Source organism: Acidocella aluminiidurans (assembly GCF_055383125.1).
This window is the reverse complement of the sequence record NZ_AP031589.1, coordinates 794,377-810,361: the sequence shown is the minus strand read 5'-3', so window position 1 is coordinate 810,361 and position 15,985 is coordinate 794,377. Positions and strand designations below refer to the sequence as shown.

At 65.2% G+C, this 15,985-nt stretch carries 13 protein-coding genes and 2 pseudogenes; 11 read left to right on the top strand and 4 right to left on the bottom strand.

Going from position 1 to position 15,985, the window contains the following annotated elements; all coding sequences use genetic code 11:
* The gene (locus ACZ46S_RS04180) at window positions 1–804 is read right to left on the bottom strand and encodes an inositol monophosphatase family protein (protein WP_295739346.1); all 804 of its coding nucleotides are present in this window, start codon (window positions 802–804) and stop codon (window positions 1–3) included.
* 267 nt (window positions 805–1,071) lie between these two features.
* A pseudogene (gene efp / locus ACZ46S_RS04175) lies at window positions 1,072–1,637 on the bottom strand (elongation factor P).
* A 231-nt stretch (window positions 1,638–1,868) separates the two neighbouring features.
* Between efp and ACZ46S_RS04170 the strand changes: the two are divergent.
* From ACZ46S_RS04170 to ACZ46S_RS04120, 11 genes and pseudogenes are all read left to right on the top strand, one after another.
* Window positions 1,869–4,427 carry an autotransporter outer membrane beta-barrel domain-containing protein gene (locus ACZ46S_RS04170; RefSeq protein ID WP_464063481.1) on the top strand — a complete coding sequence of 853 codons (2,559 nt, stop codon included), beginning with the start codon at window positions 1,869–1,871 and terminating at the stop codon, window positions 4,425–4,427.
* A 330-nt stretch (window positions 4,428–4,757) separates the two neighbouring features.
* A complete protein-coding gene (locus ACZ46S_RS04165) occupies window positions 4,758–5,585 on the top strand; it encodes an urease accessory protein UreD (RefSeq protein ID WP_464063480.1) in 828 nt (275 codons plus the stop codon).
* An 11-nt stretch (window positions 5,586–5,596) separates the two neighbouring features.
* The gene (locus ACZ46S_RS04160; RefSeq protein ID WP_295739274.1) at window positions 5,597–5,899 is read left to right on the top strand and encodes an urease subunit gamma; all 303 of its coding nucleotides are present in this window, start codon (window positions 5,597–5,599) and stop codon (window positions 5,897–5,899) included.
* Window positions 5,896–6,204: an urease subunit beta gene (locus tag ACZ46S_RS04155; protein WP_295739272.1), complete on the top strand. Its 309-nt coding sequence runs from the start codon at window positions 5,896–5,898 to the stop codon at window positions 6,202–6,204. Before ACZ46S_RS04160 ends, ACZ46S_RS04155 begins: the two co-directional genes overlap by 4 nt.
* Window positions 6,204–7,910: an urease subunit alpha gene (gene ureC / locus ACZ46S_RS04150; RefSeq protein WP_464063479.1), complete on the top strand. Its 1,707-nt coding sequence runs from the start codon at window positions 6,204–6,206 to the stop codon at window positions 7,908–7,910. Before ACZ46S_RS04155 ends, ureC begins: the two co-directional genes overlap by 1 nt.
* A 2-nt stretch (window positions 7,911–7,912) precedes the next feature.
* Window positions 7,913–8,791 (top strand): NUDIX hydrolase, encoded by an 879-nt coding sequence (locus tag ACZ46S_RS04145; protein ID WP_295739267.1) that lies wholly within the window; start codon window positions 7,913–7,915, stop codon window positions 8,789–8,791.
* Window positions 8,792–8,922: 131 nt separating this feature from the next.
* Window positions 8,923–9,885, top strand: a complete 963-nt coding sequence (gene nadA, locus ACZ46S_RS04140; RefSeq protein WP_464063478.1) for a quinolinate synthase NadA — start codon at window positions 8,923–8,925, stop codon at window positions 9,883–9,885.
* Window positions 9,882–11,278, top strand: a pseudogene (locus ACZ46S_RS04135) (L-aspartate oxidase). The gene nadA and the pseudogene ACZ46S_RS04135 overlap by 4 nt, the downstream one beginning before the upstream one ends.
* Window positions 11,278–12,132, top strand: a complete 855-nt coding sequence (gene nadC, locus ACZ46S_RS04130) for a carboxylating nicotinate-nucleotide diphosphorylase (protein ID WP_464063477.1) — start codon at window positions 11,278–11,280, stop codon at window positions 12,130–12,132. The pseudogene ACZ46S_RS04135 and the gene nadC overlap by 1 nt, the downstream one beginning before the upstream one ends.
* Before the next feature lie 128 nt (window positions 12,133–12,260).
* Complete coding sequence (locus tag ACZ46S_RS04125; protein WP_464063476.1) at window positions 12,261–13,430, top strand: aminotransferase class I/II-fold pyridoxal phosphate-dependent enzyme; 1,170 nt, start codon at window positions 12,261–12,263, stop codon at window positions 13,428–13,430.
* Window positions 13,427–14,134, top strand: coding sequence for a methyltransferase domain-containing protein (locus ACZ46S_RS04120; protein ID WP_464063475.1), 708 nt, complete (start codon window positions 13,427–13,429; stop codon window positions 14,132–14,134). Before ACZ46S_RS04125 ends, ACZ46S_RS04120 begins: the two co-directional genes overlap by 4 nt.
* Window positions 14,135–14,151: 17 nt before the next feature.
* On the opposite strand, the gene ACZ46S_RS04115 is transcribed toward ACZ46S_RS04120, so the two are convergent.
* Both ACZ46S_RS04115 and ACZ46S_RS04110 read right to left on the bottom strand, forming a co-directional pair.
* Complete coding sequence (locus tag ACZ46S_RS04115) at window positions 14,152–15,186, bottom strand: ABC transporter ATP-binding protein (RefSeq protein ID WP_464063474.1); 1,035 nt, start codon at window positions 15,184–15,186, stop codon at window positions 14,152–14,154.
* Entirely contained in the window at window positions 15,183–15,977 is a 795-nt protein-coding gene (locus ACZ46S_RS04110) for an ABC transporter permease (protein WP_464063473.1), read from the bottom strand. The genes ACZ46S_RS04115 and ACZ46S_RS04110 overlap by 4 nt, the downstream gene beginning before the upstream one ends.
* Between the last annotated feature and the right edge of the window lie 8 nt (window positions 15,978–15,985).

Sequence of the window (15,985 nt, the reverse complement as noted above, 5' to 3'; positions counted from 1 at the left end):
TTAACCCTTCCTGGCGGAAAGCCCGTCCTGCACCAGCTCCAGCAGCTTGCCGTGCAGATGCGGGTTCGCCGCCACCACCACGTCATCCACCAGATCCTTGCCCTCGCCATCGGTCGCATAACCGCCGGCCTCACGCACGATCAGCATGCCCGCCGCAATGTCCCACGGCTTGATGCCCATCTCCCAATAGCCGTCATACCGCCCGGCCGCGACCCAGGCGAGGTCCAGCGCCGCCGAGCCAAACCGGCGCACACCCGCCGTCGCCGGCATCAACGCCCCCAGCGTGCGCGCAAACGCCAGGCGGTTCTTGGCCGAGGTCGCGGCAAACGGAATCCCCGTCGCGAACAAGGCCGTATGCAGCTCCCGGCGCGCCGAAACCCGCAGCCGCTTATCGTTCAGATACGCGCCCACACCCTTCTCGGCCCAGAACATCTCGCCATTTACCGGGCAATACACCACCGCCGCGGCGATCTCCGTATTACCGTCAGGCAATCTTTTCTCCAGCGCAATCGAAATCGCCCAATGCGGAATCCCATGCAGGAAATTCGTCGTCCCATCCAAAGGATCAACCACCCAGCGCCAGGACCATTTATCCGACCCCGACGCCCCGCTCTCCTCCATCAAAAACGCATACCCAGGACGCGCCTTCTCCAGCTCCTCACGCAGCGTCTGCTCCGCGCGCATGTCCGCCTGGCTGACAAAATCGCCCGGCCCCTTCACCGAAACCTGGAGATTCTCAACCTCCATGAAATCACGCAATAAACGCTTCGCCGCCTTGTTCGCAGCGTTGTGCATCACCGTCATATGCGCCGAGAGACGTGGCATCATGGGAAGGGCTCCTAGAGAAAAGTAAGACCAGGGGGCTCCGCCCCTGCACCCCCGCTGGGCCTGAGGCCCAGACCCCGCTAATTGGGTTCCGGGTGGGAGGGGTAACTCGCCGCCCCGGACAAGGGCCATAAAACAGAAAAACCGGGCGGCGAGTTACCCCTCCCACCCGGAACCTAAACTAATGGGGGTCCGGGGCCTCAGGCCCCGGTGGGGTTCCAAGGGGCGAAGCCCCTTGGGTCTTCCTTACCCCTTGGCGCGTTCCACGTAGCTACCGTCTTCGGTGCGCACGACGACGCGTTCGCCGGCTTCGATGAAGGGGGGACGAGGGTTTTCACGCCGTTGGAGAGTTTCGCGGGTTTATAGGAGGAGGAGGCGGTTTGGCCTTTGACGACCGGGTCGGCCTCGACGATTTCGAGGGTGACGTGGGGCGGCAGGGTGATACCGACCGGGTCGCCTTCGACGAGGGCGACGGAGACGGCCATGTTATCCTGCAGGAAGGGGGCGCTATCGCCGAGGATGGCGGTGGGGACCATGAATTGTTCGAAGGTTTCGGGGTCCATCAGCACGAGGTTGTCGCCGTCGGTGTAGGAGTAGGTATAGTCCCGGTCTTCGGTGGTCAGGCGCTCGACGGTATCAGCGGTGCGCCAGCGTTCGTTGGTTTTGTTGCCGGTCTTGAGGTTGCGCATTTCCACCTGGATGAAGGCGCCGCCTTTGCCGGGGGTGATGATTTGCTGCTTCAGCACGGTCCAGCGCGCGCCATCGTGCTCGATGACCTGGCCGGCGCGGATGAGGTTAGCCTGCTGCTTCATAATACTGCCCTGCGGATTGAACTTTGAATGATCGTGAGGCCGGGGCTTACGCCGCCCCGGCGCGGGAGGCAAGGGTTTGTGGGCATTTCGGCGTGCGGGGCTGGTTAAAGAAAAGCAAATCAACATTGCAGACGGTTAACTTTTCTTTCACGTTTTCCTTCTAAAAATGACTTATCCGTAATCAAACAGCCATGCCCGCAAAATGGGGGCTTGTTGAAAGACCCCTATCCCATGACCACCCTGAGGACGTTCGCGCGCAAGGCGCCGTTGACCGTTTGCGCCCCGGTTTTGGCTCTGCCCGCCGCCATTTCGCTTGCCCAGCCGGTGATGGCTCAGACCCAGCAGCCAAGCTCCATCGACAACACCACCAATCTGCTCTCCAGCACCGCCATCGGCATTGCGCTGCCTGGCAATGGCGCCCTGATCAACAGCGCCATCATCGATGCGCCGGGCTATGCGGTGCAGGGCAACGGCGCCGGGGTGAGTGTCACCAACAGCGGCGCCATTGGCGGCGGGATTGACGGCGTCAGCCTCAACCAGGGAGGCAGCGTGGCGAATAGCGGCTCCATCTTCGGTGGCCATATCGGCGTCTATACCGGAGGTGCCGCGGGCAATGTCTCCAATAGCGGGCAGATTTCCGCCGGCACGGGCGATGCGGTGTCGCTCTTTGCCGGTGGCAACCTCGCCAACCAGGCCGGCGGCCGCATTTTGGGCGCCAGCGCCGGGGTTTATGCCAATGGCAGCGGTTCCAGCATCAATAATGCCGGGCTGATCACCGGGCCCGTCTTCGGGGTTTATCTGATGGGCGACAGCGCCGTGACCAATAGCGGCAGCCTTGCCGGCGGCACGGTCGGGTTGATCGATATCGGCCATGGCGGTGAGATCACCAATACCGGGCTGATCCATGGCGGCCAGACCGGCGTGCAGCTCACCAACGGCGCCAGTCTAAACAATGCGGGCAACATCAATGGCGGCGTCGTCGGGGTGAAGCTCGGCGCGGCGGGCAGCCTGACCAATGCGGCGGCCGGACAGATCACCGGGGGCGTCGTCGGGGTTTCGGCGACGGCGGGCAGTGTCATCAATAATCAGGGCAGCATCACCGGCGGCATCGGCATTCTGGCCGGCGGCGCGGTCACCATCGAAGAGACCGGTGTGGTCACCGGCACCGGGGGCAGCGCCATCGCCTTGCATAACGGCGCCTCCAGCCTGACGCTCGGCACCGGTGCGCAGATCAACGGCGCCATTGACGGCACCGGCACCGCCAGTGCCATCACCCTCGCCGGGCATGGCGATCTTTCCAGCCCGATTGTGAATTTCGGCGCCGGTAGCCTGACGGTGGCCCCGAACGCGGCCTGGACCGTCACCGGCAACTGGGCGGTCGGGCAGGTGACCAATAACGGCACGCTGACCGCCGGGCTGGTCGGCACGCCGCTGACCATCCAGGGCAATTTTACCCAAGGCGCGACCGGCACGCTGCGGGTTGTCGTCACCCCCACCGGGATGAACCAGCTCATCGTCACCGGCCATGCCCAGCTTGGCGGTACGCTGGCCTATGTGCTCTCGCCCGGCACCTACGCGCCGGGGAGCTACGCCTTCCTGAACGCCGCCGGTGGGGTGAGCGGGGATTTCGCCAGCATCGTCAGCACCGATTCGGCCCAGCATGCCCGCACCCTGACGAGCAGCCCGGCGGCGACCCCGCTCCTGGTCAGCACGGCGCAGAGCCTGGCCCCCACCGCGCTCGCCAGCGCCGCCACGGTGACGACCACCACCACCCAAACCGTGCCGCTGCTCAGTCTGGCGCAGAGCCTTGTGGTCGCCCCCCAGGATGCCAGCCTCTTCGCCAATGCGGCGCAGGATGAGGCGCTGTCCGGCGACGCGCTGACCCAGACCCTGCTGGCCCCGCCCGCGTCCGGCACTGGCCAGTCCTGCTCCCTGCAGGTGCCGCAAGCCGCCGGTGAGGCGGGCAATCTCGCCACCGCGTTGGCAGCGGGGCTGTGCCGGCTGGGTGGTTGGGTGCAGGCCAGCGCCACGGATCTCTCCACCAGCGCCTATTCCGCCCAGGGTGGCGGGGTTCTGGCTGGGCTGGACCGCAAGCTGGGGAATGGCCAGATCGGTTTCGCGGTGGGCTATGACCAGCAGGATCTGCTGGACAAGCAATCCGGCAAGACCTCGATGCAGGCCGTGCGGCTGGGGCTTTACGGCGGCTTCAGCCTCGGCCGGGTCGAGATCAACGGCGCGCTCTCCGGTGGGCTGCTGACGGATCGCACCACCCGGCCGACCGGCGCGGGCTATGCCATCGGCAAAGGCACTGGCGGGCTGATCTCGGGCGGCTTGCAGGCGGCGCTGCCCATGGAACTGAACGGGCTGCTCCTGCGTCCCGCCATCGGGTTGCGTATCACCCATATCAGCCTCGGCGCCCTCTCTGAAACGGCCGCCACCCAGAGCTTCGCGGTGCAGGCCAGGCGCAATTCCGGCACCTATGTCGCGCCTTATCTGCGGATGAGCGTGGCGAAACGCTTCCTTACCGCCAGCGGGGTGGAGATTGTGCCGCAGGCGCTGCTGGGGGTGACGGTGAATGCCAGCAATCCTGGCGCCTCGACCAGCCTTGTCGCCACTGATGGCAGCCTGACCTCCACCAGCGCCACGCATCTCTCCCCGGTCAGTGCCCAGCTTGGCGCCGGGCTCACCATCGGGCGCGGGGCCTGGCGGCTCAGCCTGCGCTACGAGGCCGCGCTGGCCGCCAGTGATCACACCCAATCCGTGCAGGCGGAGCTCGCCTTGCGCTTCTGAGACCCGACCCCAAAGCCGATACGGATAAAAGCTGTTGGGGCGGTGGCGCCCGAGCTCGCAACATCGCCTGGGGGTGTTGGCGCGGCGCCGCGAAGGGGGGCTAAAAGCCCCCCTTCGTATTTTGCGGCAAGACGGCGCCGTCAATTGACGAAACTTTGTAAATCTCCCTAACCAAGCTAGAGCGATATGTGTTGAGGTTGACACGGCAGCGGCAACTTAAACACATGAAATTGCTCGCCAAAACAAAACTTAGAGCCTTCATCTAAAAGCTGAAGGCTCTAAGTCATTTGCCCCCTTGCCGGTGCCCAAGGCCGTGGTCATGCTGGGGGAATGACCCATATCTCCGCCCGCGACGCGCTGCGCGCTGCCCCGCACCAACGCGCGGCGGGCTTGCTCGATCTGGCGCTGACGGCGCCGCACGGGCGCACCCGGCTGCGCAGCTTCTACCAGCAAGGTTGCCTGAAGGCCCGGCTGCTGCAGAGCGGGCCGATCCCCGAGCTGGTGGCGATCAATATTTCCGGTGGAATCGCCAGTGGCGACGCGGTGGAAACGCAGCTGGATCTCGGGGTGGGGGCGCGGTGCATGTTCGCCTCCCAGGCGGCGGAGCGCATCTATCGGGCGCTGGGCGAGGCCCCGGCGCGCATCAGGACCCGTCTGACCCTCGCCGCTGACGCCCGGCTTTTCTACCTGCCGCAGGAGACCATCCTCTTCGACGGGTTTTCCCTGGATAGACATCTAGACATCGACATCGCCCCCGGCGCGTCGCTGGTCGGGGTGGAGAGCCTGATCTTCGGGCGGCTGGCGATGGGCGAGGCGTTGCGCGCCGGCTGGCTGAAAGACCGCATCTCCATCACCCGCGCCGGCAAGCGGCTCTGGCGCGATGTGGCGCGGCTTGAGGGGGATTTGTTCGCCCAGCTCGACCAGCCGGGGCTGGCCGGCGGGGCGCGGGCGATGGCCAGCCTGTTCGCCATCGGCCCGGACCTTACGGCGCACCTGCCTGGCTTGCGCGCGGCGCTTCCCGGTGCGGGCGTGACCCTGCATGGGGATCTGCTGCTGGCCCGCATCCTGGCGCCGGATGCGATCCGGCTTCGTCGCGCCGTGGTTGCGGCGCTGTCGATATTAAGCGAATTTGGGCTGCCGCGCGTCTGGCAAAGCTGAGGGGCAAGATTGTGATTCTGACACCGCGAGAAAAAGACAAATTGCTGGTGGCGATGGCCGCCATCGTCGCGCGCAAGCGCCTCGAGCGCGGGGTGAAGCTGAATTATCCCGAAGCGGTGGCGCTGATCACCGATTTCGTGGTCGAGGGCGCGCGCGATGGGCGCCGTGTGGCGGAGCTGATGGAGGCGGGGGCGCATGTGATCACCCGCGACCAGGTGATGGAAGGGGTGGCCGAGATGATCCATGACGTGCAGGTGGAAGCAACCTTCCCGGACGGCACCAAGCTCGTCACCGTGCATGAGCCGATCCGATGATCCCGGGCGAGATTTTCACGCCCGAGGGCGAGATTGAGCTGAATGAAGGGTTGGAAAAAACCGTCATTCTCGTGGCCAATAAAGGCGACCGGCCGATCCAGGTCGGCAGCCATTATCATTTTGCCGAAACCAATGCCGGGCTGGTGTTCGACCGCGCGCAAGCCCAGGGCAAAAGGCTGGATATTGCCGCCGGCACGGCCATTCGCTTTGAGCCGGGGCAGAGCCGGGAGGTGACTTTGGTGCCCTATCGCGGCGCGCGCAAAATTTACGGCTTTCGCGGCCTGACCATGGGGAGCGCTGAATAATGGCAAAGATTTCGCGCGCCGCTTATGCGGACATGTTCGGCCCCACCGTGGGCGACAGGGTGCGGCTGGCTGATACGGAATTGTTCGCCGAGGTGGAGAAGGATTTCACCCTCTATGGCGAAGAGGTGAAGTTCGGCGGCGGCAAGGTGATCCGCGACGGCATGGGCCAGTCCCAGATCACCAATGCGCAAGGGGCGGTGGATACCGTCATCACCAATGCGCTGATCATCGACCATTGGGGCATCGTGAAGGCGGATGTCGCCATCGTCGGTGGGCGCATCGGCAAGATCGGCAAGGCCGGCAATCCGGATGTGCAGCCGGGCGTGGATATCATCGTCGGGCCTGGGACCGAGGTGATTGCGGGGGAGGGCAAGATCCTCACCGCCGGCGGCATCGATGCGCATATTCATTTCATCTGCCCGCAGCAGATTGAGGAAGCGCTGTCCAGCGGGGTGACGACGATGGTGGGCGGCGGCACCGGCCCCGCCACCGGCACGGCGGCCACCACCTGCACGCCGGGCCCGTTTCATCTCGGCCGGATGCTGCAGGCGGCGGAAGCGTTTCCGATGAACATCGCCTTCACCGGCAAGGGCAATGCCAGCCGGCCGGAAGCGCTGGAGGAGATGATCCGCGCCGGCGCCTCCTCGCTGAAGCTGCATGAGGATTGGGGCACCACACCGGCCGCCATCGATAATTGCCTGAGTGTGGCGGATAAATACGATGTGCAGGTGATGCTGCATTCGGACACGCTGAATGAAAGCGGCTTTGTTGAAGACACCATCGCGGCCTTCAAGGGCCGCACCATCCATGCCTTCCATACGGAAGGGGCCGGTGGCGGCCATGCGCCGGACATTATCCGGGTGGCGGGCTTGCCCAACGTGCTGCCCAGCTCCACCAACCCGACGCGACCTTACACGGTGAACACGCTGGATGAGCATCTGGATATGCTGATGGTCTGCCATCATCTGGATGGCTCGATCCCCGAGGATATCGCCTTTGCCGAAAGCCGCATCCGCAAGGAGACCATCGCGGCGGAGGATATTCTGCATGATCTCGGCGTGCTCTCGATGTTCTCCTCCGACAGCCAGGCGATGGGCCGTGTTGGCGAAGTGATCATCCGCACCTGGCAGACCGCGCATAAAATGAAAGTGCAGCGCGGGGCTTTGGCCGGGGATGGCGCCGCCGATAATGCGCGGATCAAGCGCTATATCGCCAAATACACGATCAACCCGGCGATCGCGCAGGGGCTCTCCCGGCATATCGGCTCCATCGAGACCGGCAAGCTGGCGGATCTGGTGCTGTGGAGTCCAGCCTTTTTCGGCATCAAGCCGGATATGGTGTTGAAAGGCGGCTCGATTGCGATGGCGCAGATGGGCGACCCGAATGCCTCCATCCCCACCCCGCAGCCGGTGCATTACCGGCCGATGTTCGGCACCTATGGGCGGGCGGGGATTGAATCCTCGCTGCTCTTCGTCTCGCAGGCGGCGCTGTCCGAGGATATTGGAGGGCGGCTGAAACTGTCCCGCCCGTTGGCGCCGGTTGAGAATGTGCGCGGCGGCATCGGCAAGGCGTCCATGATCCATAACAACGCGACGCCGCATCTGGAGGTCAATCCGGAAACCTATGAGGTACGGGCGGATGGCGAGTTGCTGGTGTGTGAGCCGGCTGAGGTTCTGCCGATGGCGCAACGCTATTTCCTGTTCTGACCATGCCGGATAGTGGGGTGCAGGCGGATCTGATCGCGGTGCTGGTCGCCGTGACCGGCGGCGAGCCACGGGTGCTGACCATCGAGGACGGTTTCGCGCTGCCCTCCGGCCCGTTGCAGACCGGCCATCGCAGCCTGCAGGCGGGGTTGCGCGCCTGGGTGGAGGCGCAGACCCATCATCCGCTCGGCTATGTCGAGCAGCTCTATACCTTCGCGGACCAGCGCGGGGGCGCTGATCGTAGCGTTTCGATTTCGTATCTGGGGCTGACCCGCGAGGTCGGCGCGCCCTATCCCGGCGCGCAATGGCGCGGCTGGTACGAGTATTTTCCCTGGGAGGATGCCCGCAAGGGGCCGCCGGCTTTAGCGCCTTTGCGGGCGGCGCTGGAGGGCTGGGCGGGGGAAGAGGCGACGCGCCAAGCGCGTCTGGCCTGGCTGTTTCCCGAAGGCGAGGGCTGGAACGAGGAGCTGGTTCTGCAGCGCTACGAATTGCTGTGGGAGGCCGGGCTGCTGCCGGAAGCGATGCGCAAGACCCAGGCGCGTGTTCTGCCCGGCACCGGGCTGGAGATGACGCATGACCATCGCCGGATTCTGGCCACAGCGATTGCCCGGCTGCGCGCCAAGATCAAATATCGGCCGGTGGTGTTCGAGCTGTTGCCTAAGGCGTTCACGCTGCTGGAATTGCAGCAGAGCATGGAGGCGCTGGCCGGGCAGAGCCTGCATAAGCCGAATTTCCGCCGGCTGATCGAGACGCAGAATCTGGTGGAGGAAACCGGCGAACTGGCCTCGGGCCTGGCGGGGCGGCCGGCGAAGCTGTTCCGGTTCCGGGCGGAGGTGTTGGCGGAGCGTGGCTTGTCAGGCACCAAATTGCCACTGGTGCGTTAAAAAATTTCCACATGGCTGCCGTGCGGGCGCTGCCGCCGCGCCTGTAAGAAATTTGACTTGAAGCTTATTCTCACTCTGAGTATAACCGCGTCGAGTATTATACTCATATTGAGTATAAATGGAGAGCCGCCATGCCGCTGGATCAGCTTTACAACCGTGTCTCCCGCGTGATCCCGCCCTTCGAATGGGCGGCGATGGAGGAGGATGCAAAGGCCATCCTGGCGCTGAAGAAAGCCCGTAACGCCGTCATCCTGGCGCATAATTATCAGACGCCGGAGATTTTCCACGGCGTGGCCGATATTGTCGGCGACAGCCTGGCGCTGGCGCGCGAGGCGCAGACCGTGGATGCGGATGTGATCCTGCTGGCCGGCGTGCATTTCATGGCCGAGACCGCGAAGCTGATGAACCCGAACAAGGTGGTGCTGATCCCCGATCGCGAGGCAGGTTGCTCGCTGGCGGATAGCATTACCGCGGCCGATGTGGCGCTGATGCGGGCGAAATATCCCGGCCGGCCGGTGGTGACCTATGTGAATTCCACGGCCGAGGTGAAGGCGGCATCCGACATTTGCTGCACCTCGGGCAATGCCAGGAAGGTGGTGGAATCGCTGGGCGTGCCGGAGGTGATCATGCTGCCGGATGAGTTCCTGGCGCAGAATGTCGCCAAGGAAACCGGGGTGAAAATCATCGCCTGGAAGGGGCATTGCGAGGTGCATGAGCGCTTCACGCCCGAGGATATCCACGCGCTGCGGGCCCAGCATCCCGGCGTGGTGGTGCTGGCGCATCCGGAATGCCCGCCGGACGTGGTGGATGTGGCGGATTTCTCCGGCTCGACCGCGGTGATGGCGGATTTCGTGCGCGACCGGAAGCCGGCGCGCGTGGCGCTGATCACCGAATGCTCGATGAGCGATAATATCGCGCAAGGGGCGCCGGAGACGGAGTTTGTGCGGCCCTGCAATCTCTGCCCGCATATGAAAAAGATCACGCTGCGCAATATCCGCAAGGCGTTGGAGGAGATGCAGACGGAAGTGACCATTCCGGCCGAGCATTTCGAGGCGGCGCGCCGTTCGGTCGAGCGGATGCTGGCGGTCAAATGATCACCATCATCGGCGGCGGCGTGGCGGGGCTGATGGCGGCGCTGGCAGCCGCCCCGGCGCCGGTGACGCTGATCAATCCGCTTCCTCTGGGCGAGGGCGCGGCGAGCTGGCTCTCCCAGGGCGGGATGGCCGTGGCGATGGGGGAGGATGACGATGTTAACCTCCATATCCAGGATACGTTAACCGCCGGGGCGGGGCTGTGTGACGAGGCGGCGGTGCGGCGGATTGTCAGCGCCGGGCCGGCTCTGGTGGAGACGCTGCTGGGTTACGGCGTGGCCTTTGACCGCAACCCCGATGGCCGGTTGTCGCTCGGGCTGGAGGCGGCGCATTCGCGCCATCGCATCCTGCATGGCGGCGGCGACCAGACCGGGGCGACGATCATGCGCGCGCTGATCGAGACATTGGCGCGGACGCCGTCGGTCACGCTGCTGCAGGCGGTGGCGACGCGGATTTTCGTCGGCGAGGCCGGGGTGGAGGGCGTGCAGCTGCGCCAGGGCGGGAGCGTGTTCAATCTGGCCACCGACCGGGTGCTGCTGGCGACGGGGGGATTGGCGGGCTGTTTCGCTATTCCACCAACCCGGCGGGCGCCATCGGCCAGGGGTTGATGCTGGCCAAAGCGGCTGGGGCGACGCTGCGGGACTTGGAGTTTGTGCAGTTTCATCCGACAGCGTTGGCGACCGAGCGCTTTCCCTGTCCGCTGGTCTCCGAGGCGGTGCGCGGCGAGGGGGCGCGGTTTATCGACGAGACCGGGGCCTATTTCATGAATGGGCGGGATCTGGCGCCGCGTGACGTGGTGGCGCGGGGCGTGTTCGCGCATCTGGCGGCCGGGCATAAAGTGTTTCTGGATGCGCGGCCGCTTTCCGTGTTCGCGCAGCATTTCCCGACCATTCAGGCCTCCTGCCTGGCGGCGGGGATCGATCCGGCACGCGATCCCATCCCGGTACGCCCGGCGGCGCATTACCATATGGGCGGTGTCGCGGTGGATGCGGAGGGGCGCAGCGATGTGGAAGGGCTGTTCGCCGCTGGCGAGGTGGCGTGCACGGGTCTGCATGGCGCCAACCGTCTGGCCAGCAACTCGCTGCTGGAGGCGGCGATTTGCGGGGCTGAGGCCGGGCGGGTGATGGCCGGGATGGCAGCGCGCCCCTTGCGGGCACTGCCGGAGATGCCGGCCCCGAAGCTGCCGGATGCGGACGCGGTGCGTGAGATCATGTCCGCCGATTGCGGGGTGATGCGTTCGGAAGCCGGGCTGGCGCGGGCCGAGGCGGCGCTGAGTGCGATGGCCGATAATCCTGCCGCCGATTTGGCCTTGGCGATCGTGCAGCCAGCGCGGGCGCGTAAAATTTCCGTCGGGGCGCATGCGCGCATCGACCAACCTCTTTCCCAGGCGGCGTGATGATGAGCGTGACGAAATTACCGGATATCATGATCGAACCCGCCGTGCGGGCCGCTTTGCTGGAGGATCTGGGCCGGGCCGGGGATGTGACCTCGGAGGGTGTGATCCCGCCGGATGCGCAAGCTTCCCTGGTGCTGAATGCGCGGGAGGAGGGGGTGCTGGCGGGGCTGGATTTCGCCCGCATCGCCTTTCATCTGATCGATCCCGAGATCAGCTTTCAGCCCGTGCTGCAGGACGGGGCGGCGCTGGCGCCGGGGGCGGAGATCGCGCGGATCGCCGGCAATGCCCGCGCGTTGCTGAGCGGAGAGCGGGTGGCGCTGAATTTCCTTGGGCATCTCTCCGGCATTGCCAGTGCCACCAACGGCATTGCGCGGGCCATCGCCCATACCAGGGCGCGGATTTCCTGCACCCGCAAAACCACGCCTGGGCTGCGTTTTGCCGAAAAATACGCGGTGCGGGCCGGGGGCGGGGCGAATCATCGCTTCGGGCTGGATGATGCGATTCTGATCAAGGACAACCACATCGCCATTGCCGGCGGGGTGGAGGCGGCGATGCAGGCGGCCAAGGCCTATGCCGGGCATCTGGTGAAAATCGAGATCGAGGTGGATAATCTGGCACAGCTGGAAGAGGCGCTGGGTTTCGGGCCGGATGCGATTTTGCTGGATAATATGGGGCCGCAGATGCTGCGCGAGGCGGTGGCGATGATCGGCGGGCGGGCGGTGGCGGAGGCGTCCGGGCGGATCAATGCGCAGAGCGCCCCGGCGATCGCCGAGGCCGGGGTGGATTTGATTTCCGCCGGCTGGCTGACGCATAGCGCCAAGGTGCTGGATATCGGGCTGGATTTCGCAGCCTAATATAATGTCTTAAATTTCCAAAAGTTTTTTGGGGCCGCCGCTTTTTTACAAAAAGGGGCGGATGCCCGGAACCTTCGGCTCAAGGCCATATTTCGCTCCCTCGGCCTTTTGGTCTAGACCCAGCCGCGATGTTTGATTTCGACGAGCTTTGGGGCCGCGCGCTGGATGAGGCGGCCGCAGCCGGGCGCAGGCGCCGCTTGCGTTCGGTGGTGAAATTGCCCAACGCGCGGCTGCGCTATGGCGACGGCCCGGCGCTGATCGATTTTTCCTCCAATGATTATCTCGGCCTGGCGCATCACCCGGCCTTGATTGAAGCCGCGCGGGATTATGCCCAGCGTTCCGGGGCCGGGGCCGGGGCCTCGCGGCTGGTGGCGGGCAATCTGGCGCCGCTGGACGAGATCGAGGCCAAGTTGGCGGCGGGGAAGGGGGCGCAGGCGGCGCTGGTGTTCGTCTCCGGCGCGCAGGCGAATCTCACTTTGCTGCCGGCGCTGCTGGATGCGAAAACATTGGGCGCGGCGCCGCTGGTTTATGCGGACCGGCTGAACCATGCCAGCCTGATCCAAGGCTGCATCGCCGCCGGGGTGCGGCAGATCAGGTTCCGGCATAATGATCTGGCGCATCTGGAAGAGCTGCTGGCGCGGGATGCGGAATTGAAGCGGCCGCGCTTCATCGTCACCGAATCGGTGTTTTCCATGGATGGGGACGGGCCGGATATGGCGGCACTGCAGGCGCTGGCGGAAAAATTCGGGGCGTTTCTCTATATCGACGAGGCGCATGCGACCGGGGTGCTGGGTGAAAACGGCTTCGGGCTGGCGCATGGGCTGAAGAACGGGCTGGCGATGGGCACGTTCAGCAAGGGGCTGGGCGGGTTTGGCGCTTATGTGGCGGGCTCGGCGGTGCTGCGCGAGTATCTGGTCAATCGCTGCGGTGGGGTGATTTATGCCACGGCGCTGCCGCCGGCGGTGCTGGGGGCGATGCAGGCGGCGCTGGATCTGATCCCGCAAATGGGGCCGCGGCGGGCGCATCTGCACGGGCTGTCAGCGCATCTGCGCGCGCGGCTGCGGGGGATGGGGCTTGATACGGGCGGCAGTTTCACCCAGATCGTCCCGCTGATTCTGGGCGAGGAAGAAAAAGCCCTGGCGCTGGCGGCAGCTTTGGAGACAGCCGGGTTCGCGACGGTGGCGATCCGCCCGCCGACGGTGCCGGCTGGCACCTCGCGCCTGCGGCTGGCATTGTGCGCGCTGCATACGCAAAGCGAGATCGACGCGTTGGCGGATTCGATCGGGCGGTTGCTGTGAGCCTGATCGCGCTTCATTTCGCCAAGGCGGCGAAGCGTTATGACGACATCGCGCAGGTGCAGCCGCGTGTGGCGGCTGCGCTGGCGGCAAGGCTGGGCGGGGCGCCGCGGCGGATTCTGGAAATCGGCTGCGGGACGGGCGGGTTGAGCCAGCATCTGGCGCGGCTGTTTCCGCAGGCGGAGCTGGTGCTGACGGATATTTCCGCTGAAATGCTGGAGATTTGCGAAGCCCGTCTGGGGGGGCGGGGGCGGTTTCTGCAGATGGATGGGCAGGCGCCGGAGGCGGGGTTGGGGCGCTTCGAGCTGATCGTCTCCAGCCTGGCGATGCAATGGTTTGAGGATTTGCCGGCGTCTTTGGAGCGGCTGGCGGCGATGCTCGCCCCCGGCGGCGAGATGCGCTTTGCCACGCTGGGGGCAGGAACGTTCGCGGAATGGCGGGCGGTGCTGGGCGATGCTGGCGGCCTGCACGCCTATCCGGCGGCATCAGAGTTTCCGTGGCGGGCGCAGATCGAGGCGGAGATCTTTGTCGAGCATCATGCCAGCGGCAGGGCATTTCTGCGGGCTTTGAAAGCGATCGGGGCGCAGACGCCGCGTGCCGGGCATCGCCCGGTGCCAGCCTCGGTGATGCGGCGGGCTTTGGCGCGCACGGCGAACGGGTTCGATGTACGGTATGAAGTGCTGTTCGGCAGCTATGTCAAACCATAGGTGCGGAAGGTTATGGCCTACTCAGGAATGATGTAGGCCTGTTCACGGTTGAAGTCGATTTTCACCGTCTCGCCAATGATGGCCTGGTGAGGCGCCGCCCGGCGTTGGGCGCGGATGGATAGATCCTGCCCCCAGCCTGTCCGCACAGTGTAGGCGATGACATCGCCGAGATAAATCCGCTCCGTCACCCGCGCGGCAATTCCCTCCGTCGCGAGATGCATATCCTCCGGCCGCACCATCAGACGTTTGGCGCCCTGATGGGGGTGATTGAAATGCGGCAGGCTGGTGCCGTCGGGCAGATGGGCGGCGCCTTCATCCAGGCGGATCTCGATCAGATTCGAATTGCCGATGAACCCGGCGGCGAAGCTGCTGCGCGGGCGGTCATAGAGATCCTCCCCGGTGCCGACCTGCTCGATGCCGCCATGGTTGAACAGCACGATCCGGTCTGACAAACGCAGCGCCTCCTCCTGGTCGTGGGTGACGTAAATGATGGTCACCCCGGTCTCGGAATGGATGCGTTTGATCTCGCCTTGAATATCCTCGCGGAGTTTCTTGTCGAGGGCGGAGAGCGGCTCGTCCATCAGCAGGATCTGGGGATCATAGGCAAGCGCGCGGGCCAGGGCGACGCGCTGTTGCTGGCCGCCGGAGAGCTGGGCGGGCTTGCGCGCGCGCATCGGGGTGAGGTGCACGAGCTCAAGCATCTGCGCCACCTTCGCCTCGATCTCGGCTTTTGGCCGGCGGCGCACACGCAGCGGAAAGGCGATGTTTTCCGCGACACTGAGATGCGGGAACAGCGTATAGCGCTGAAACACCATGCCGATATCGCGATGATTGGGAGGCACACCGACCAGCGAGCGGCCATTGAGCAGCACATCGCCGGCATTGGGCTCGACGAAGCCGGCGATGGCGTAGAGCGTGGTGCTCTTGCCCGAGCCGGACGGGCCGAGGAAGGTGATGAACTCGCCCTTTTCGATGCGCAGCGAGATATTGTCGATGGCGACGAAATCGCCGAACTCCTTGCGCAGGTTGCGCAGCTCAAGATAGGCGCTCATCGCTTTGCATCCTTGTTGAAAAATGCCGCCAATCCCATCAGCAGCAGCGTGCCGAGCACGAGCAGGGAGGAAACCACGGCGATATCCGGGGAGAGATTCTGCCGCACCTCGCCCAGCATGCGCACCGGCAGGGTTTGCAGGCCGGGGCTGGCCATGAAAATCGCCACCACCACCTCATCCCAGGAGGTCAGAAAGGAGAAGATCGCGGCGGAAAAAATGCCATGGCGGATGGCGGGCAAAATCACCCGCACCCGCGCCTCCCACAGCCCGGCGCCGCACAGCATGGCGGCGTCCTCCAGGGATTTGTCGGTCGCTTCCAGCGCGCCGGTGATGGCGACGATGGAGAAGGGCAGGGCCAGCACCAGATGCGCCAGCACGAAGCCCAAAAACGTGCCGGCCAGATGCAGGCGCAGAAACACCGCATAGAGCGCGATGCCCAGCACGATCGAGGGCATGATCATCGGGGTGAGGAAAAAGCCGCGCAGGGTCTCGCGTCCGGGGAAACGCCCGCGCGCGATGGCAAAGCCCGCGAGCAGCCCCAGCAGCACCGAGGCGAGGGTGACCACCGCCCCCAGCTCAAGCGAGGTGAGCAGCGAGGCCAGCCAGTTCGGGTCGGCGAAGACCTGCGCGTACCATTGCAGCGTCCAGCCCGGGGGCGGGAATTGCAGCCATTGCGAGCTGTCGAAAGACAGCGCGATCAACAGCCCCAGAGGGGCGAGCAGGAACAACGCCGCCAGCCCCGCCACCGCGGAGAGCACGACGCGCCACCAGCCGAGCTGCGAGAACTCCATTAACATGG

What these genes read in the sequence shown, in the direction of transcription:
- ACZ46S_RS04180 (WP_295739346.1), bottom strand. Translation starts at nt 804, where the DNA reads ATGACGGTGATGCACAACGCTGCGAACAAGGCGGCGAAGCGTTTATTG.
- ACZ46S_RS04170 (WP_464063481.1), top strand. Translation starts at nt 1,869, where the DNA reads ATGACCACCCTGAGGACGTTCGCGCGCAAGGCGCCGTTGACCGTTTGC.
- ACZ46S_RS04165 (WP_464063480.1), top strand. Translation starts at nt 4,758, where the DNA reads ATGACCCATATCTCCGCCCGCGACGCGCTGCGCGCTGCCCCGCACCAA.
- ACZ46S_RS04155 (WP_295739272.1), top strand. Translation starts at nt 5,896, where the DNA reads ATGATCCCGGGCGAGATTTTCACGCCCGAGGGCGAGATTGAGCTGAAT.
- ureC (WP_464063479.1), top strand. Translation starts at nt 6,204, where the DNA reads ATGGCAAAGATTTCGCGCGCCGCTTATGCGGACATGTTCGGCCCCACC.
- ACZ46S_RS04145 (WP_295739267.1), top strand. Translation starts at nt 7,913, where the DNA reads ATGCCGGATAGTGGGGTGCAGGCGGATCTGATCGCGGTGCTGGTCGCC.
- nadA (WP_464063478.1), top strand. Translation starts at nt 8,923, where the DNA reads ATGCCGCTGGATCAGCTTTACAACCGTGTCTCCCGCGTGATCCCGCCC.
- nadC (WP_464063477.1), top strand. Translation starts at nt 11,278, where the DNA reads ATGATGAGCGTGACGAAATTACCGGATATCATGATCGAACCCGCCGTG.
- ACZ46S_RS04125 (WP_464063476.1), top strand. Translation starts at nt 12,261, where the DNA reads ATGTTTGATTTCGACGAGCTTTGGGGCCGCGCGCTGGATGAGGCGGCC.
- ACZ46S_RS04115 (WP_464063474.1), bottom strand. Translation starts at nt 15,186, where the DNA reads ATGAGCGCCTATCTTGAGCTGCGCAACCTGCGCAAGGAGTTCGGCGAT.
- ACZ46S_RS04110 (WP_464063473.1), bottom strand. Translation starts at nt 15,977, where the DNA reads ATGGAGTTCTCGCAGCTCGGCTGGTGGCGCGTCGTGCTCTCCGCGGTG.